20 protein-coding genes and 2 other annotated features are annotated in these 17,760 nt (G+C 55.9%); of the genes, 17 read left to right on the forward strand and 3 right to left on the reverse strand.

The window, feature by feature from the left end; translation table 11 throughout:
- Window position 1: 1 nt before the first annotated feature.
- Entirely contained in the window at window positions 2-1,000 is a 999-nt protein-coding gene (locus MKY12_RS03675) for a DNA ligase (protein WP_339253943.1), read from the reverse strand.
- Window positions 993-1,973 (reverse strand): Ku protein, encoded by a 981-nt coding sequence (locus tag MKY12_RS03680; protein WP_339253945.1) that lies wholly within the window; start codon window positions 1,971-1,973, stop codon window positions 993-995. The genes MKY12_RS03675 and MKY12_RS03680 overlap by 8 nt, the downstream gene beginning before the upstream one ends.
- A 142-nt stretch (window positions 1,974-2,115) precedes the next feature.
- On the opposite strand from MKY12_RS03680, the gene MKY12_RS03685 reads away from it, so the two are divergent.
- The 10 genes from MKY12_RS03685 (at window position 2,116) to MKY12_RS03730 (ending at window position 9,914) form a co-directional block, all read left to right on the forward strand.
- Window positions 2,116-2,295 carry a hypothetical protein gene (locus MKY12_RS03685; RefSeq protein WP_339253947.1) on the forward strand — a complete coding sequence of 60 codons (180 nt, stop codon included), beginning with the start codon at window positions 2,116-2,118 and terminating at the stop codon, window positions 2,293-2,295.
- A 15-nt stretch (window positions 2,296-2,310) separates the two neighbouring features.
- The gene (locus MKY12_RS03690) at window positions 2,311-2,496 is read left to right on the forward strand and encodes an H-type small acid-soluble spore protein (protein WP_036723178.1); all 186 of its coding nucleotides are present in this window, start codon (window positions 2,311-2,313) and stop codon (window positions 2,494-2,496) included.
- Window positions 2,497-2,742: 246 nt separating this feature from the next.
- Window positions 2,743-3,717: a multidrug resistance efflux transporter family protein gene (locus MKY12_RS03695; RefSeq protein WP_339253950.1), complete on the forward strand. Its 975-nt coding sequence runs from the start codon at window positions 2,743-2,745 to the stop codon at window positions 3,715-3,717.
- A gap of 109 nt (window positions 3,718-3,826) precedes the next feature.
- Complete coding sequence (gene tsaE, locus MKY12_RS03700) at window positions 3,827-4,297, forward strand: tRNA (adenosine(37)-N6)-threonylcarbamoyltransferase complex ATPase subunit type 1 TsaE (RefSeq protein WP_339257308.1); 471 nt, start codon at window positions 3,827-3,829, stop codon at window positions 4,295-4,297.
- Window positions 4,294-5,121 carry a tRNA (adenosine(37)-N6)-threonylcarbamoyltransferase complex dimerization subunit type 1 TsaB gene (tsaB, locus tag MKY12_RS03705; RefSeq protein ID WP_339253952.1) on the forward strand — a complete coding sequence of 276 codons (828 nt, stop codon included), beginning with the start codon at window positions 4,294-4,296 and terminating at the stop codon, window positions 5,119-5,121. Before tsaE ends, tsaB begins: the two co-directional genes overlap by 4 nt.
- Entirely contained in the window at window positions 5,118-5,642 is a 525-nt protein-coding gene (gene rimI, locus MKY12_RS03710) for a ribosomal protein S18-alanine N-acetyltransferase (protein WP_209878273.1), read from the forward strand. Before tsaB ends, rimI begins: the two co-directional genes overlap by 4 nt.
- Window positions 5,639-6,688: a tRNA (adenosine(37)-N6)-threonylcarbamoyltransferase complex transferase subunit TsaD gene (tsaD, locus tag MKY12_RS03715; RefSeq protein ID WP_339253954.1), complete on the forward strand. Its 1,050-nt coding sequence runs from the start codon at window positions 5,639-5,641 to the stop codon at window positions 6,686-6,688. Before rimI ends, tsaD begins: the two co-directional genes overlap by 4 nt.
- A 54-nt stretch (window positions 6,689-6,742) precedes the next feature.
- Window positions 6,743-7,085 (forward strand) — a binding site (T-box leader).
- A 51-nt stretch (window positions 7,086-7,136) separates the two neighbouring features.
- Window positions 7,137-7,426, forward strand: a binding site (T-box leader).
- 75 nt (window positions 7,427-7,501) lie between these two features.
- Window positions 7,502-9,064, forward strand: a complete 1,563-nt coding sequence (locus MKY12_RS03720; protein ID WP_339312965.1) for a 2-isopropylmalate synthase — start codon at window positions 7,502-7,504, stop codon at window positions 9,062-9,064.
- Window positions 9,065-9,282: 218 nt separating this feature from the next.
- A complete protein-coding gene (locus MKY12_RS03725; protein ID WP_339312966.1) occupies window positions 9,283-9,729 on the forward strand; it encodes a hypothetical protein in 447 nt (148 codons plus the stop codon).
- Complete coding sequence (locus tag MKY12_RS03730; RefSeq protein ID WP_339312967.1) at window positions 9,711-9,914, forward strand: hypothetical protein; 204 nt, start codon at window positions 9,711-9,713, stop codon at window positions 9,912-9,914. Before MKY12_RS03725 ends, MKY12_RS03730 begins: the two co-directional genes overlap by 19 nt.
- Before the next feature lie 351 nt (window positions 9,915-10,265).
- Here the strand turns inward: MKY12_RS03730 and MKY12_RS03735 are convergent, their stop codons facing one another.
- Complete coding sequence (locus MKY12_RS03735) at window positions 10,266-12,221, reverse strand: ABC-F family ATP-binding cassette domain-containing protein (protein ID WP_036723187.1); 1,956 nt, start codon at window positions 12,219-12,221, stop codon at window positions 10,266-10,268.
- A gap of 216 nt (window positions 12,222-12,437) precedes the next feature.
- On the opposite strand from MKY12_RS03735, the gene MKY12_RS03740 reads away from it, so the two are divergent.
- From MKY12_RS03740 to groL, 7 genes are all read left to right on the forward strand, one after another.
- The gene (locus MKY12_RS03740) at window positions 12,438-13,100 is read left to right on the forward strand and encodes a 5-formyltetrahydrofolate cyclo-ligase (protein WP_339312968.1); all 663 of its coding nucleotides are present in this window, start codon (window positions 12,438-12,440) and stop codon (window positions 13,098-13,100) included.
- A complete protein-coding gene (moaC, locus tag MKY12_RS03745) occupies window positions 13,091-13,567 on the forward strand; it encodes a cyclic pyranopterin monophosphate synthase MoaC (RefSeq protein WP_036723188.1) in 477 nt (158 codons plus the stop codon). Before MKY12_RS03740 ends, moaC begins: the two co-directional genes overlap by 10 nt.
- Before the next feature lie 91 nt (window positions 13,568-13,658).
- On the forward strand, window positions 13,659-14,144 hold the full coding sequence (locus MKY12_RS03750; protein ID WP_036693720.1) for a MogA/MoaB family molybdenum cofactor biosynthesis protein: 486 nt from the start codon (window positions 13,659-13,661) through the stop codon (window positions 14,142-14,144).
- A gap of 131 nt (window positions 14,145-14,275) precedes the next feature.
- The gene (gene tatA / locus MKY12_RS03755) at window positions 14,276-14,518 is read left to right on the forward strand and encodes a twin-arginine translocase TatA/TatE family subunit (RefSeq protein ID WP_036723189.1); all 243 of its coding nucleotides are present in this window, start codon (window positions 14,276-14,278) and stop codon (window positions 14,516-14,518) included.
- 103 nt (window positions 14,519-14,621) lie between these two features.
- Entirely contained in the window at window positions 14,622-15,386 is a 765-nt protein-coding gene (tatC, locus tag MKY12_RS03760; RefSeq protein WP_339314766.1) for a twin-arginine translocase subunit TatC, read from the forward strand.
- Between the two features lie 324 nt (window positions 15,387-15,710).
- Window positions 15,711-15,992, forward strand: coding sequence for a co-chaperone GroES (gene groES / locus MKY12_RS03765; protein WP_036723192.1), 282 nt, complete (start codon window positions 15,711-15,713; stop codon window positions 15,990-15,992).
- 68 nt (window positions 15,993-16,060) lie between these two features.
- Window positions 16,061-17,695 carry a chaperonin GroEL gene (groL, locus tag MKY12_RS03770; RefSeq protein ID WP_036723193.1) on the forward strand — a complete coding sequence of 545 codons (1,635 nt, stop codon included), beginning with the start codon at window positions 16,061-16,063 and terminating at the stop codon, window positions 17,693-17,695.
- Window positions 17,696-17,760: the final 65 nt, after the last annotated feature.

Here is a 17,760-nt window from a genome sequence, read left to right on the forward strand (position 1 = left end):
GCTAGAACCCCCTCTGGCTTAAAGAACAGGAATGGGCGGGCAGATCGACCTGAGCCTGAATCACAGGCTGGCGGAAGGTGCCGGAGGGATTCCATTCCAGAAAATGCAGCTTAAACACCAGCTCAGGCTTAATCCAAACGGAGCCTGAGCTTCGCTGCGGAAGGTCGGCAAACGGCATATGCTCTGTGACAAGTCCCGGAATCCGTCCGGTCAGTGTCCGCCAGTCCTGGACGGTCATTCTGCCTGCTCCGGCATGTCCGATATAATGCAGCCTGCCGGCATCATCATACAGGCCGAACAGCAGCGCATTCACGATGCCGTCCCGGAAGGTGACGCCCCCGGCGACAGCGGTGACATCGGAGATGATCTTGAGCTTCTGCCAGCGCTTGTCCTTGCCGCCCGGCGCATAAGTGCTGTCCAGATCCTTACAGACGATCCCCTCCAGACTGCCCTGCCGTGCCGCAGCGAGCAACTGGACGGGATCGGGGTAGCTCGGCACCTGCTGCACATGGGGATGGGGCAGCAGCATCTCCTTCAGCAGCTCCTGCCGCCGGGACAGCGGTTCATCCAGCAGCCAGATGCCGTCACAATACAGCATATCAAAAACCATATACAGCACCGGAACCTGGGGCTGCACTGCCCGGATCGCAGCCTCGTTCTTCAGGCTGTCCCGCCGCATGACCTCATGGAAGGAGGGCTTGCCGCCGCTGAGTGCAATGATCTCGCCATCCAGAATGAAGGAGCCGGCCCGGCAATAGCTTCCTGGTTCGGCCAGCTCAGGATATTGGAGCGTGCGCCGATTGCCACGGCGGTTAATCAGTTCAGCATGGCTCCCGTCGTAATAGGAGATCATCCGCACGCCGTCCCATTTGATCTGGGCGATCCACTGTTCTCCGCTTGGAAGCACAGAGGCCAGTACAGGCTCAAACGGAGTGATGGTCTTAAGCTGAAGGGAGTTGTCCAGCCTGGCGGCGGGTGCAGACGCCGGGCCTCTAGGCACCGGTTACCTTGCTCTTCGCGCTCCGGCGCTTCGGCTTCGGGGCAATCACCGGAATTGGTCCGGTAGCTTCATCTACAACCGGAGCGGCGGCTGTATCGGTTGGAGTCCCTGCGGCAGTGGCCTTGGCCGGACGTTTTTTCGCACCGGCGGCTGTCCTTGGCTTAGCCCCGCTGCCTCCCTTAGCCGGTCCGGGATCGGAAGGAATATGCTGCACAGCCTCGATACTGGCCTGCAGGGCAGCCATCAGATCGATAACATTGTTCTCCTGGCGGGCCGGAGCAATATGGAACTCTTCGCCTGCAATCTTATGTGTAATCAGATCAAGCATCCGCTGGCGGTAATCATCGGTGTATTTGGCAGGCTCGAACGGGGTGGACAGCTGTGAGATCAGCAGCTTGGCCATATCCAGCTCTTTGTCGTTCACGCTGCCCGGCTCCGGCAGGCCGGGAACCTGCGATACCGGACGGACCTCGTCCGGGTAATAGATCGTTTCAATCGCCAAGCAGTCTGCCAGGACGCGGATGGCGGCCAGACTGCTTTTGGAGCGGATGGAGATCTTGGCAATACCGATCTTCCCGGTCTGACGCATCGCCTCCATCAGCAAACGGTAAGCATTGGCGCCTGCCTGGTCTGGCGATAAATAGTAGGTCTTCTGGAAATAAATCGGGTCAATCTCCGTCAAATCCACGAAATCCAGTATGGTGATGCTCTTACTGCTCTCCTCGCTTAGCTGATCCAGCTCCTCCTTGTCGAACAGAACAAACTTGCCCTTCTCATATTCGTACCCCTTGCCGATCTCCTCCCAGGTGACTTCCTTGTCACAGACAGGACATTTACGTACATAAGACAGCGGACTACCGCATTCTTTGTGGATGTAGCGCAGCGAGATGTCTTTATCCTCCGTAGCGGAGAACATCTTGACCGGAACATGCACAAGCCCGAAGCTGATGGCTCCTTTCCAAACGGTATGCATGAGAATCGCCTCCTGATGGGATGTGGTATGGCTTAGTATGGGGAGGCAGGGCTTTTTCTAGCCGGATGCATGTTTTGAGAGTCATGGGAAAAAATAAATGCTGCTCAGCTTGCACAGACCCAAAGCGAGAAGAGGAGGCATTATGGACAAGGAGCACTATCACTGGAGCGATGCGTTATCCGAGCAGGATATTCCGGCTGAGGCGGTCAATTGGGACAATATTATTGCCGATCCGGAGGATGCCGGACTGGACGAGGATGCAGTACTACTGGATGCTGATGCAACAATCGGGGAGCTTCCGGCGGAAGATGAAGAGGAATAGGGGGGCAAGAAAAGAATGGATATAACACGTGCGCAGGATATTTACGCTTCCAAGGACAAGATTGCGGTGCATCTCGACGGTGAGCCGGTCTGGATTGAGCATGTAGATTCGGATAACGGTATGGCAACGGTTCAGGTAGGCTCCCGGCCGACGAATACACAGACTGTTGGTGTTGAGCGGCTGGAGGAGCAGAGGAAGTAGCGGGTCAGCATAATAAGTCCTGGTAGGTATCCAGGTAAAATACTCATTCGAGCAGGAGTTCTTTTGGCGGTGGCACCATCGCGGGGAGTCTCCTGCTTTTTGTGTGGCCTGACCGAAAATAATCGTTATGCTCAGAGCCGGGGTATGGAGCCGTAGCCTCTAAATAATAGCTGACACAGATATTGACGCCGGGAGTGGTGAGCCCTATATTTGGAAGAAGAATTTTGACGAAAAGAGATGATGGAAGTGCGTCCGATATTACTGGGTGTGTGCTCGGCGCTGTTTTTTGCGGTGACGTTTGTGCTGAACCGGAGGATGGAGCTTGCGGGAGGAAGCTGGGCGTGGAGCGCCTCGCTGCGGTACTTGTTCACGCTCCCGCTGCTGCTGGCGATTGTGGCCGGAAGAGGGAGGCTGAAGCCGCTGCTGGCTGCGATGAGAGAACGGCCTGGAGCCTGGCTGCTGTGGGGAACTGTCGGGTTCGGCTTGTTCTACGCGCCCATCTGCTTCGCCGCTGCCTATGCACCGGGCTGGCTGACGGCTGGAACGTGGCAGATCACGATTATCTCCGGTTCGCTGCTGGCTCCGTTCTTCGGAGAATGGGTCAGCGGACCGGGAGGACAAGTATACATAAGAGGTAAAATCCCGCTGCGCGGGCTGCTCCTCTCCCTGATTATTCTCGCCGGAGTAGCGCTGCTGCAGGTGGAGCAGGCGCGGCAGCTTGCCCCATCCCAGGTCCTGCTCGGCATTGTCCCGGTACTTATCGCTTCCTTCGCTTATCCGCTCGGCAACCGTAAGATGATGGAGCTGTGCGGCGGCCAGCTGGATGTATTCCAGCGGATTCTTGGCATGACGCTTGCCAGCCTGCCCTTCTGGCTGGCTGTCGCTCTGTATGGTATGACAGATACAGGCCTGCCCTCCTCCTCGCAATTAGGACAATCAGTCATTGTTGCACTCAGTTCGGGAATTGTGGCTACGGTGTTGTTTTTCCGGGCTACCGATCTGGTCCGGGATAGCATGAGCAGTCTGGCAGCCGTGGAAGCGACCCAGTCACTGGAGGTGCTGTTCGCCTTGCTGGGGGAGATGCTCTTGCTGGCCTCGCCGCTGCCTTCCCTCCTGTCATGGGCGGGGATTGCGGTCATTATTGGTGGTATGGTGCTGCATAGCCTGTTCTCCCGGCATCCGGGGAAGCCTGCGGCGGCTCCGGCGTTCTCAACGGACTGACAGGCTGTTGCGGTACAAGTAGCATACCGATATAATTAAAAGTATTGTTAACTGTTAAGGGATCTTCAAAAAGGTGGTAGTTGCAGCTTTGGACAATAATACACAAACGGTGTTTACAACCCGTTCATTCAGCCTTCAGGATACGGAGGCACTTGCCGCCGCCATTGCTGCCGCGTCATCGGCGGGGATGGTTATCGGACTTGACGGGGATCTAGGTGCGGGCAAAACAGCGTTCTCGCAGTGCTATGCACGCCACTTGGGTGTGGAAGGTATTGTGAATAGTCCTACTTTTACCATTATCAAAGAGTATGAAGGACGTCTGCCGCTGTATCATATGGATGTATACCGGATATCGCTGCAGGAAGCGGACGAGCTGGGACTGGAAGAGTATTTCTACGGTCAGGGTGTGTGTCTGGTGGAATGGAGCCGAATCATTGCTGATCTGATGCCGCCGCGGCATCTCCATATAGAGCTGAAGACCGCCGGCCCGGATGAACGGGAGATTACGGTGACCGGAATCGGAGAGCCTTACGGCGAAGTGTGCCGGATGCTGATCCAGAAGTGGGGTAAAGAAACATGACGAACTCGAATAATGAGCCGCGTAAGCGGTTTTTGGCGCTGGATACATCAACGGCAGTTCTGGGAGTGGCCGTGACTGGCGGCGGGGAGCTGTTGCATGAGATTAATGCTTCCGGGGAGCGGAACCATTCGGTTCATCTGCTCCCTATTATTGAGCAGGCACTTCAGGCGTCTGCCACTACGGCCGAAAGAATCGGCGGAATCTCGGTCGGGATCGGCCCGGGCTCCTATACCGGAACACGGATCGCTGTGACTGCAGCCAAGACGCTGGCCTGGGCCTGGAACGTACCGGTTACCGGTGTATCCAGCCTGCATGCGCTGGCCTGGGGCGGATACCATGCGGCTTCTGCGCAGCAGAAGCAAGACCCCATAACGTCCCCGAACGGCACGGCAGGAACAGACTGGATCATTCCGCTGATCGATGCCCGGCGGGGACAGGCATACACCGCTGTATTCACGGCGGACGGGAACAAGCCTCCCCGGCGGCTGGCGCCGGATGCCATCAGGCTGATGGCCGACTGGGTGCAGGAGCTGGCGGTACGGCTGAAGGAAGCCGCAGCTGAGGGCGATCTGCCGGACACACTGTGGTTCGTAGGCGAGACGGCGCTGCACGGAAGTGCGGACATGCTGGCTCCGCTGATGGAAGCCGCCAACGTCCAGGCAGTGCCTTATGAGCTTGAAGGACGCTGGACTGGATTTCTGGCGGAAGCGGGTCTCTACGAAGAGAGCGGAGATTTGCATACGCTGATTCCCAATTATACGCAGCTGTCAGAGGCGGAGGCGAATTTGCGCCGCAGCAGCGAAGGGAGCCTGAATACACGATGATCGAACCGGAACGTAGACCAGCTCAGGAGACTGAGCTTGTTTTTCGCCTGATGCGGCTGGAGGATGTGCCTGCGATTCTTGTGATTGAACGGGAGGCCTTCACCATGCCTTGGACAGAGGAAGCCTTCCGCAACGAGCTGACCCACAATCATTTTGCTAAATATATGGTAATGGAGCTGGCAGGGCATATTATTGGATACGCAGGAATGTGGGCGATTGTCGATGAGGCGCATGTTACCAATATTGCACTGCTGGAGGCATACCGGGGACGTAAATGGGGCGAGCGGCTCCTGGACGAGCTGATGAAGACGGCGGCTTATCTCGGCATGCAGTCGATCACGCTTGAAGTACGGGTCTCCAATGAGGTGGCCCAGAATTTATACCGCAAAAAAGGCTTCAAGCCTGCGGGTACCCGCAAGGGCTATTATTCGGACAACCGCGAGGATGCGCTCATCATGTGGGCCGATCTGCCGGAGTACGGGGAGCAAGCTGTAACGGAAGGAAGCGTGGACTTGAAATGAAGACAGACACGGGCGCAAGGGAGCCTGTATTGATTCTGGCGATTGAAACCAGCTGTGACGAGACCTCTGTAGCTGTAGTGAAGGATGGCTGTGAGGTGTTGTCCAACATCATCTCCAGCCAGATTGAGACCCATCGGGCATTCGGAGGTGTGGTGCCTGAAGTGGCCTCCCGCAAGCATGTCGAGGTGATAACGCTGGTCATTGAAGAAGCCTTAAGCGTAGCCGGCGTACGTCCGCAGGAGCTGACGGCAGTGGCGGTAACGCAGGGTCCGGGACTGGTGGGGGCGCTGCTGGTCGGAGTCGTGGCTGCCAAAAGCCTGGCGCTGGCCTGGGGCAAGCCGCTCATCGGCACGCATCATATTGCCGGTCATATCTATGCCAACCGGCTGGTCAAGGAATTGAAGTATCCGGGCATGACGCTGGTGGTGTCAGGGGGGCATACGGAGCTGGTGCATATGGAGCGGGAAGGAGCTTTCCGGATCATCGGGCGCACCCGTGACGATGCCGTCGGCGAAGCGTACGACAAAGTGGCGCGGGCCCTGGGCTTCCCTTATCCGGGAGGGCCGCATGTGGACAAGCTGGCGCATGAAGCGGAGGAAGCCTTCGCTCTGCCGCGTGTGTGGCTGGAGCCGGGCTCGTATGACTTCAGCTTCAGCGGTCTGAAGTCTGCGGTGCTGAACGCGGTGAATCAGAGTAAGATGAAGGGGCTTGTGCCGGATGTCGCGGGCATTGCGCGCGGCTTCCAGGAATCCGTAGTTGAAGTGCTGGTCGAGAAGGCGATCCGTGCCGTCCGTGAATACCACGCGGAGCAGCTTCTGCTCTGCGGAGGGGTAGCGGCGAACAAGGGGCTGCGCGAAGCCCTGATCCGGCGCTGCGGGACAGAGGGGATCGAGCTGGTTATCCCTCCTCCCGTATATTGCACGGATAATGCGGCGATGATTGGTGCCGCAGCTTACGTGAAATGGAGACATGAAGGCGGGATTCCGCTGGATATGGTCGCCGATCCCGGCTATTCGCTGGAGAAATGGTCGGTATCTGCCTATTGACTTTTGCAGATGCCGCCGGGTATAATCAGTTCAATTCAATCATCTTATATTTGAACAAACGCAATGATCGGAAGCAGTAAGGTCACTCCGGGATAAGAGAGCTGCGGGAAGGTGCGACGCAGTCGATGGAGACCTGAACTCGTCCGGGAGCGGAGCGGTGGAAGCAGGGAGCTCTTTGAACAGGAGCGCTGGCCGGTACAGGATGTAATCCGGCGACCCTAGGTACACCGTTACGGTTAACCTCCGTGAGAGGGTGGTCAGTCAAGGCTGGACGGAGTGGTAACATTTCGGGAACCTTGCAGACATGGAGTGGGTATCGCAGAGCAGCTGGAAGGTTAGCGGGTTCGGATATCAACAAGAGTGGTACCGCGACAGTGAACAGCCTGTCGTCTCTTGAATGAGACGGCAGGCTTTTTTTGTGCACATTTTGTGAGAAGTGATATAGGAATGACACGCAAGGATCGGGAGCAGTAGACGGCTAAGGTGAACAGAGAGCTGCGGGGAGGTGCGACGCAGACACCAGAGGCCGGCGAATCTCACCCGTGAGCGGAGCGGCGGAAAGAGCTACAGGTACGCTGCTACGGATGTCCCCGTTACCGGACCCTTCAGATCTTTATAGCTTCCGTTATCGGGGCTGGGAGATCTGATCTAAGCTGGACGCAGCCAGGACTTCTGACATCAGGGAGCCTATGCGTCAAAAAGAGTGGTACCGCGGAGGGCTGACCCCCCGTCTCTTTATAAGAGACGGGGGGTCTTTGTGCTTTTTAGGAGGCAGCCCTCCATTAGATAAACCTAATTTGAGGAGGAATTACAATGATTATTCCGGTAAAGAAACGAATTCAGATTTTTGACACGACGCTGCGTGACGGGGAGCAGGCCCCGGGAGCCAGTCTTACCCCTGAGCAAAAGATTATTCTGGCCGGCAAGCTGGCGGACCTGGGAGTGGATGTCATGGAGCCGGGATTCCCTGTATCCAGTCCGGGGGATTTCGCTGCGGTGGAGACGATCTCCCGCAACATTCAGGGCGTGGAGATCTGCGGCTTCGCACGGGCAGTCAAGGGGGATATCGATGCTGCTGTACGGGCCACCCGGGATGCCGCGCGGCGGCGGATTCATCTGTTCATCTCCTCCTCCGACATCCATCTGCGACATCAGCTGCGCATGAGCCGCCCTGAGGTTGTAGTGGTTGCCAGAGAGATGACGGCTTATGCCCGCCAGTTCTGCGATGTGGTAGAGTTCACTGCAATGGACGCTGCGCGGACGGGCATCGACGATCTGATCGAGATGGTCGAGGCGGTGATTGAAGAGGGCGCTTCGATTATCAATCTGCCGGATACGGTAGGTTATGCGCTGCCTCAGGAATACGGAGAGATGTTCCGGCGTGTGCGGCTTGGGGCCAGGGGCGGAGACAAGGTCATCTACAGCGCCCACTGCCACAACGATCTGGGCCTCGCCGTAGCGAACAGCCTGGCGGCCATTGAAGGCGGCGCCACACAGATTGAGGTTACGGTCAACGGAGTGGGCGAGCGGACCGGCAACTGTGCGCTGGAGGAGCTGGTCATGGCGCTGGAGACACGCGGAGACTCTATCGGCGCCGAGACTGGAATCGTGCTGGATAAGCTGTATGACACCTCACGGATGATCAGCGGGGCGATGCATTTCCCGATTGCCTTCAACAAGCCGGTGGTCGGGCGCAATGCCTTCCAGCATGAATCCGGCATCCATCAGGACGGCCTGCTGAAGGACCGCAGCACCTACGAGATTATGGACCCGGAGCGGCTGGGCATCCCGCGCAGCATGATTATCCTCGGCAAGCATTCCGGCAGGCATGCGCTGAAGGACCGCGCTGCGAAGTACGGCATTGCCCTGGATTCGGCGGAGCTGGACGCGCTCTACGAATCCTTCAAGGAGACGGCTGACCGCCAGAAGGCTGTCAGCGATGATGAGCTGCTGCGGATGGTCAGCAGCACCACAGGACAGCAGGCGCAGGTCTATGCGCTCGGCGAGGTCCAGGTCCTGGCCGGCAGCGCGCCGCGCCGCGTGGCCGCAGTGACAGTGCGCCATCTGCAGAGCGGCGCAGAGACGACCCAGACCAGCACCGGAGACGGTCCGCTGGAAGCAATCATTGCCGCTATAGGGCAAGGGATTGCCGAGGATATCCGCTTCGACGGGCTGGAGCTGCATTCCCTCGGCAGCGGCGGGAATGCCCAGGCCGAGGCCGCCGTCATGGTGGAGTGGAAGGACACCAAGTTCCGGGGCACGGCCATCCATCACGATATCGTGATGGCCGCAGGCATTGCTTACATCGCCGCTTGTAATGCGGCACTGCTGTCGGAATCGGAGGTGCCCTCTCCCGGCTCGGCGGTGAATAGCTAAAAAGCTAGAGACCCAAGAACAGAGCGAAGTTACCGCGCGGGTTCAACGCTTTTCAAGGATTGGATGCCTCTGCCATGTCACCAACATCGGCAGGGGCATTTTTGCTGTCAGGGGCTAGCAAAGCGGCGTAAGCCCAATGTAGTCGAAAAACCGAACACATTTCTCGTCGCGAGGCTGATGGGCGCATTGTAGTCGAAAAACCGACCACAATACGCCGGATGAGGGTACGCGAGCCAAATGTAGTCGAAAAACCGACCACAATGCGCCGGATGAGGGTGCGCGAGCCATATGTAGTCGAAAAACCGACCACAATGCGCCGGATGAGGGTACGCGAGCCAAATGTAGTCGAAAAACCGACCACATTTCCCGTCGCGATGGCTGCCGGGGATGAAGGTGCGCGAGCCAAATGTAGTCGAAAAACCGACCACAATGCACCGGATGAGGGTACGCGAGCCAAATGTAGTCGAAAAACCGACCACAATGCGCCGGGTGAGGTACGCGAGCCAAATGTAGTCGAAAAACCGACCACAATGCGCCGGATGAGGATACGCGAGCCAAATGTAGTCGAAAAACCGACCACAATGCGCCGGATGAGGGTGCGCGAGCTAAATGTAATCGAAAAACCGACCACAATGCGCCGGGTGAGGTGCGCGAGCCAAATGTAGTCGAAAAACCGACCACAATGCGCCGGATGAAGGTGCGCGAGCCAAATGCAAATGTAATCGAAAAACCGACCACAATGCGCCGAATGAGGGTACGCGAGCCAAATGTAATCGAAAAACCGACCACATTCGGCGTTGCCTGGGAGCGTGGGCCGGATGGCGCACAAGTGAACGTACATATCGCCTAAACCTAACATGATTTTTGCCACTTGCGGCATTTGTCAACCTGTGGACAACGTTATCCACATATTCCGCACGAGTTGTGTAAAAACCGTGTAAAATCAGCAATAACGCCTTTTTTGCGAGCACCATAAACAGGAGGTTATGCTATGAAACAAAATTGTGAGAATTGTGGATAATGTGGATAATTCGGTGGATAAAAAGTCCTTGACAAGCAAAGTAGCCATTTTACGCATGAAAAAAGCCCCGAAGGGCTAATTTTAGACGATAGTTATGCACGGAAACTGTGGATGAGCCTGTGGATAACTAGATTTGAACAAATTGGAAACTGTTAAAATTTTTTTTGATGCGCCTTTACATTATTCCTCAGCCAGTTTCTCCCATTCGCTAAATAAATCTCCCAGCTCGCGTTTTTTGTCCTTAAGCTCACTTTCATGCTCCTGAAGCGCCATATAATCCTGATACACCTCAGGCTTAGTCATTTCATGCTCAATCCCCGCGATGGCTTCCTCCAGCTTCGCGATATTCTCCTCCAGTTCGGAGATGCGGCGCTGGCGGTTCCGCTCCTCGCGTTTGGCCTGCTTCTCCGCCTCATAGGAGAGGGAGCTTCCTTTCTCGGCGGATACCGCTTCGTTGTCGGCACTGCGGGAGGACTTGGCGGCGGCAAGCTCGGCTTCCTCTTCGGCAATCGCCTTGAGCTCGAGCTTTTTCTCGATATAGTCGTCATAATTGCCCAAATACTGATCAATTCCGTCCGGGTGCAGCTCCAGTACCCGTTCAGCCATCTTGTTGAGGAAATAACGGTCATGGGAAATGAACAGCAATGTGCCTTCAAAATCGATCAGGGCCGATTCGAGCACCTCACGGCTGACGAGATCCAGATGGTTGGTAGGCTCATCGAGAATCAGCATATTGGCTCCGCGAAGCATTAGCTTGGACAGGGCCACCCGGGCCTTCTCGCCGCCGCTCAGCGCAGCTACCTTCTTAAGTACATCCTCGCCGCTGAACAGGAAGTTGCCAAGAATCGTACGGATTCTGGCCTCCTCCAGCATCGGATATTCACTCCACAGCTCCTCCAGCACAGTATTGCGCGGATTCAGCCGGGTCTGCTCCTGGTCGTAGTATGCGATCTTCACCTTGGTTCCCCAGTTCACGGTTCCGCGGGAAGGCTCGCGGGTGCCGGTCATGCATTGCAGCAGTGTGGACTTCCCGATCCCGTTTGGTCCGATCAGCGCCGCTGTCTCGCCGCGCCGCAGCTCGAAGGAGGCATTGCGGAAGAGCGGTGCAGCCTCAGGACTGAAAGAGACTGCGACCTCCCGGACCTGCAGCACTTCCTTGCCGGACATGAAGTCAGGCTCGAAGGAGAAGCTGGCCTTCTTGAGGTCGCCCAGCGGCTTGTCGATGCGCTCCATTTTGTCGAGCGCCTTGCGGCGGCTCTGTGCCCGCTTGGTGGTGGAGGCCCGGACAATGTTGCGCTGCACGAAATCCTCCATCCGCGAAATTTCGTCCTGCTGCTTCTCATACTGCTTCATACGAATCTCGTATTCCGCAGCCTTCAGCTCCATATAACGGCTGTAGTTACCTGTGTATCTGCGCGATTGGTGCCGCTCAATCTCCACAATGGTCGTCACCAGGCGGTCGAGGAAATACCGGTCATGGGATACGACCAGAATACCGCCTGCGTAGCCGCGCAGATAATCCTCCAGCCAGGTGAGCGTCTCAATGTCCAGATGGTTGGTCGGCTCATCGAGCATGAGCAGATCAGGGGCTTGAAGCAGAATGCGGGCCAGTGCCAGACGTGTCTTCTGGCCTCCGCTTAACGTTGAGATCGGAGTATCCGGTGCGAACTCTCCGAAGCCCATCCCGTGCAGCACGCTGCGGATACGCGTATTGATCTCATAGCCGCCGTGATCCTTGAACCAGTCGGAGCGTCTGGCATAGCGCTCCAGCAGATCCTCATAACGCTTCGGATCTTCGGCAAGTGCCGGATCGGCGATATCCGTCTCCAGCTGCCGCAGCTCGGCCTCTGCCTCCAGCAGCGGCGCAAATACCGCGAGCATCTCTTCCTGTATGGTGTTATCCGACTGCAGGCCGCTGTTCTGGGCCAGATAGCCAATCGTAGTCTCTTTAGACTTATGAATTTGTCCGCTGTCATAAGACATCTCACCCGCGAGAATCTGCAGAAAGGTCGATTTGCCTGCCCCGTTGACGCCAACCAGCCCGACTCTCTCCCTCTCGTTCACCATTAGGCTAATGCCGTCCAGCACGCTTTGTATACCGTATGATTTCGTAATTCCTGTCGCTTGAAGAAGCATTCTGATGAAACCTCCGCCCTTGCAAATTGGCCCCGGCGGCTTGCGCCCAGGCGATTGTCTAATCTTATTCTCCAGTTTACATGAAAAAGGTGGGGCGTGCGAGGTTCATTCTTCTAACAAGGGGAATGAATCAACCTTGGCGAACCGGTGAGAAGAGTGGTAAACTGAGCTTACAAACTATGATAAGCTAGGAACAAGTGAAGGAGGAGGCTGCCTATGCAGGAGCACAGCATGCAGCTTGCCGGGCGGAAGCGCGAGCTTCGCACCGGGAATACCGCGCTCCGCGATGCCTTGCCCATGGAGCAGCGGGAGCTGTTATCCGCCCGGGTGTGCGCCCATGCCTGGAGCTGGTTCTCACAGGAAGGCGCAGCTTCACTGCTTGCGTATGCGCCGTTTCGCTCCGAGCTGGACTGCCGTCCGCTTCTTACGGCGGCATGGGCGGAAGGGCATAAGGTGCTGCTTCCCCGCGTTAACCGGGAGAGCGGGGACTTAAGCCTTCACCAGGTAAGCTCCTGGGATGAGCTTGTCCCTGGAACCTACGGGATCATGGAGCCGCCGGCCGGGAGTGCTGCTCTTGCCGGAGCCCTCGCGCAAGCAGGACGTGGAACCGGCTGCCCGGAGGTCATCTTCGTGCCCGGACTGGCCTTTGACCGGCGGGGCGGCCGCCTCGGCTACGGACGCGGTTATTATGACCGCTTGCGCACTGCCCTGGAGGCCGGAGTCCCCGGTACGGCTGCCAAGCCTATGTGGATTGGTCTGGCCTACGGCCTCCAGCTGGTACCGGAAGTACCGCTTGAGGAGCATGATGCCTTAATGGATCTGCTGATTACGGAGAACGGCATCTGGGATTGCCGGAAGGAGAGGGCTGCATGGAATTAACTCATTTCAACGAGCAGGGCAGAGCCCGCATGGTGGATGTGAGCGACAAGGAAGTTACCAGGCGGACAGCGGCAGCCAGAAGCCAGGTGCATATGGCCCCGGAGACGCTGAGCGCCATTAAGGCGGGAACGGTCCGCAAGGGCGATGTGCTAGCGGTAGCTCAGGTTGCAGGAATCATGGCGGCGAAGCAGACCGCAAGCTGGATTCCCATGTGCCACCCGCTGCCGCTTACCGGAGTGGATATCCGCTTCATGGATAACAACAAAGATGAACTATATATAGAAGCAACCGTCAGCACTACCGGCAAGACCGGGGTGGAGATGGAGGCGCTGACTGCCGTATCGGCAGCGGCGCTGACCGTATATGATATGTGCAAGGCGCTGCAGAAGGACATGATTATCGGACCTACGATGCTGGTGTCCAAGAGCGGCGGCAAGAATGGGGATTACGCGCTGGAAGCAGAATAGAGCAGCAGCAGGGAAGGATACAGCCGAAGGCGCAGCGGCAGCTGCTTCAGCAGCCGGATATACATAGTACATAGAGAGGGAGGGACAACCTATGGCGTGGAAAACAGCAATCCTGACGGCCAGCGATAAAGGGGCCAGGGGCGAACGGGAAGACACGAGCGCCCAGGTGATTCGGGAGCTGGTGGAGGAGGAGCTGGGCGGCGAGATCATTGAATACCGGATCGTGCCTGATGAGCAGGATGAGATTATTGCTGCATTGATTGAGCTTACGGATTATTTCCAGGCGGATCTGGTGCTGACAACCGGCGGAACCGATCTGGCCATCCGCGATGTTACGCCGGAAGCGACGCGGCGGGTCATTGAACGCGAAGTGCCCGGACTCTCCGAGGCGATGCGCAGTACGGTGATGCAGAAGAACCGCGCAGCTATGCTGTTCCGGGGAATCTGCGGCATCCGCGGAAGAACTCTGATTGTCAATCTGCCCGGTACCCCGAAGGGGGTACATGAGAATCTGGCGGCGATTATGGATCAGCTTCCGGAAGCTCTGCTAATGGTTACGGGACAATACCGCCAGTAATCGGACTCTGCTCTCCTCACTTTTGTCTAAATCGTTCAGGATACACAATGGATGTGTGATATAAGTTATGGTATTATTATTTTATCGTTAACTATTGTCATGAACGGACAGAAGGATGGGAGGAAACCGGTATGTTAGGTGGTATTGGCACACCCGGAATTATCTTGTTGGTTATCTTGGCATTGCTGCTCTTCGGTCCCAATAAGCTTCCTGAGCTGGGGCGGGCAGTCGGGCGTACCTTCCGTGAATTCAAGGACGGTGCTCGGGAGATTGTGAACGAGCCGGAAGCGGCCAAGCGGAGCGAGACTGTTGCTCCTGCGGCTGCGCAGACGGCAGCAGCAGAACTTCCGCAGGACCGCCGTCTGCCGGAATAATTTTAAGGTTCCCACGCAGGGGCGTCTTTCCCAGGTCTGCTTTAGACCGGGGCGGCGCCCTTTTTTTGAAGATGAAAAAATGTCAATCCGGGTGGTGTCAGTCATGTCTCTGGAAGCGGAAGAAATGTCCCTCGTCGATCATCTGACGGAGCTGCGCAGACGTCTTATCTACGTGCTGATCGTGTTCGTAGCAGGACTTGTGCTCGGCTTATTCGTCGCCAAGCCAATCTATCTGTACCTGATCAGCGCCGATGCTGCGCAGGGCTTCGTCCTGCATGCGTTCTCCTTCTGGGACGGAATCGGGATGTATATGAAGATCGCTATGGCGGTCTCACTGGTCTTCTCCGTGCCGTTTATTGCCTTTCAGCTATGGGCGTTTATCAGCCCCGGCCTGCGGCCTGTGGAGAGGAGCGCTGCCCTGCGTTATGTGCCTTATGTGTTTGTGTTGTTTATTGCCGGCATTGCTTTTGCCTATTACATAGTATTCCCTATGGCCTTATCCTTCACGATTTCGATTACGCGGAATATGGGGCTTGAGGAGACCTACGGCATCGCTGAATACTTCAACTTCCTGTTCAGCCTGGTGATTCCGCTGGCCCTGCTCTTCGAGCTGCCGCTGATTGTCATGTTCCTGACTAAGCTCAGGGTGCTGAACCCGCTGCGTCTGCGCAAGATGCGCCGTTATGCCTATTTCGCGCTTGTGTTCATTGCTGTGGTCATTACACCGCCTGATTTCATCTCGGACTTTCTGGTGACGATTCCGCTGCTGGTGCTGTATGAATTCAGTGTGTTTCTGTCCGCATTCGTCTACCGCAGGCAATTGGCTGAGGACGCTAAGCGGGAGTCGCGGTATGTGAAGGCAGATTAGTGGGAAGGGGGCATAATATGCCCCTTGCTGGATAGAATGTAGGAGAGTGTGTGACGGACAAGCGCTGAAACCATAATTTTGGCAAAAACAAATACGATTTTACGTAAAAGGACTTGAAATTCGCCTTCAAGTTGAGTATCATAAAAATTGTTGTTAGCACTACAGAGGGTTGAGTGCTAACGCTGCGAAAAAACCGGGAATAGCCGGAGCAACATCCCTTATCAAGATGCTGATCCGCTATATTGCCGCCCTGACGGCAGATCCCCGCAGCTCAATCTATGTTTTCAAGGCAAATCACATAATTTCAAAGGAGGCTATTTTTTCATGATTAAACCACTAGGTGAACGCGTATTGGTAGAACCAAGCGAGCAACAGGAAACCACTTCTTTCGGGATCGTGCTTCCGGACTCTTCCAAAGAGAAGCCGCAAGAAGGTACTATTATCGCTGTAGGCAGCGGAGCTTTGAAAGACGGAGTCCGTGTAGCGCTGGAAGTGAAAGAAGGCGACCGTGTGCTTTTCTCGAAATATGCCGGAACTGAAATCAAATACGAAGGCAAAGAATATCTGATTATGAAAGAAAGCGACATTCACGCTATTCTTGACTAGTCTTAAGCGTCTCTCATAACTCAGATTCAGAATACATTCACAAATTATATTAGGAGGTTAACTATACAATGGCAAAAGAAATTAAGTTCAGTGAAGATGCTCGCCGTGCAATGCTGCGCGGGGTTGACGCTTTGGCAAATGCAGTAAAAGTTACACTGGGTCCAAAAGGCCGCAACGTGGTACTGGAGAAGAAATTCGGCAGCCCGCTGATCACGAATGACGGTGTAACCATCGCCAAGGAAATCGAACTCGAAGATGCCTTCGAGAACATGGGCGCACAGCTCGTTAAAGAAGTAGCTACCAAGACTAACGATGTGGCTGGTGACGGTACTACAACTGCAACGGTTCTGGCTCAGGCTATGATCCGCGAAGGTCTGAAGAACGTAACTGCAGGCGCTAACCCGATGGTTATGCGTAAAGGGATCGACAAAGCAGTGAAGGCTGCTGTCGCTGAACTGCAGAATATCGCTAAGCCGATTGTGGATTCCCAAGCGATCGCACAAGTAGCTGCAATCTCCGCTGCTGACGAAGAAGTGGGCCAACTGATTGCTGAAGCTATGGAAAAAGTGGGCAAGGACGGCGTTATCACCGTTGAAGAATCCCGCGGATTCCTGACAGAGCTTGAAGTGGTTGAAGGTATGCAGTTCGACCGTGGTTACATCTCCCCGTACATGATCACCGATACGGACAAGATGGAAGCCGTTCTGGAGAACCCGTACATCCTGATTACAGACAAGAAAATCAGCAGCACTCAAGAAATTCTTCCACTCTTGGAGAAGATCGTTCAACAGGCGCGTCCGCTGGTAATCATCGCTGAAGACATCGAAGGCGAAGCTCAGGCGATGCTGATCGTGAACAAGCTGCGCGGAACGTTCAATGCTGTAGCGGTTAAGGCTCCTGGCTTCGGCGACCGCCGTGAAGCTATGCTGCAGGATATCGCTGCTCTGACAGGCGGCCAAGTGATCACTGAGAAGCTTGGACTGGATCTCAAGAGCACTTCTATCGAGCAACTGGGTAACGCCCGTCAAGTGCGCGTAACCAAAGAAAACACTACAATTGTAGACGGAAGCGGCGACAAGGCGGACATTAATGCACGCGTTAGCCAAATCCGTTCCCAGCTGGAAGAAACCACTTCCGAGTTCGACAAAGAAAAACTGCAGGAGCGTCTGGCTAAATTGGCTGGCGGCGTAGCCGTTGTCAAAGTCGGTGCTGCTACTGAAACTGAATTGAAAGAGCGCAAGCTCCGCATCGAAGATGCCCTGAACGCAACCCGCGCTGCGGTTGAAGAAGGTATCGTATCCGGTGGGGGTACGGCTCTTGTGAACGTATATGCTGCTGTAGCTGCTGTTGTAGCTGAAGGCGACGAAAGAACGGGTGTGAACCTCGTGCTGCGCGCACTGGAAGAGCCTGTTCGTACCATCGCTGCTAACGCAGGCCAGGAAGGTTCCGTTATCGTGGACCGTCTGAAAAAAGAAGCGATCGGCATCGGATACAACGCTGCTACCGATGAGTGGGTTAACATGTTCGAAGCAGGGATCGTTGACCCTGCCAAGGTAACACGTTATGCTCTGCAGAACGCGGCTTCCGTAGCTGCTATGTTCCTGACTACTGAAGCGGTTATCGCTGACAAGCCAGAACCAGCCGCTGCTGGTGGCGGAATGCCAGATATGGGCGGCATGGGCGGTATGGGCGGCATGATGTAATAAGGGTGACAAACCCTTATGCATCAAGGGTTTCCTGAGAAGGAAACACCGTTTGACCACATGAA

Origin of the sequence: Paenibacillus sp. FSL M7-0896, assembly GCF_037975415.1 — a bacterium.
GTDB classification, from domain to species: domain Bacteria; phylum Bacillota; class Bacilli; order Paenibacillales; family Paenibacillaceae; genus Paenibacillus_AQ; species Paenibacillus_AQ silagei.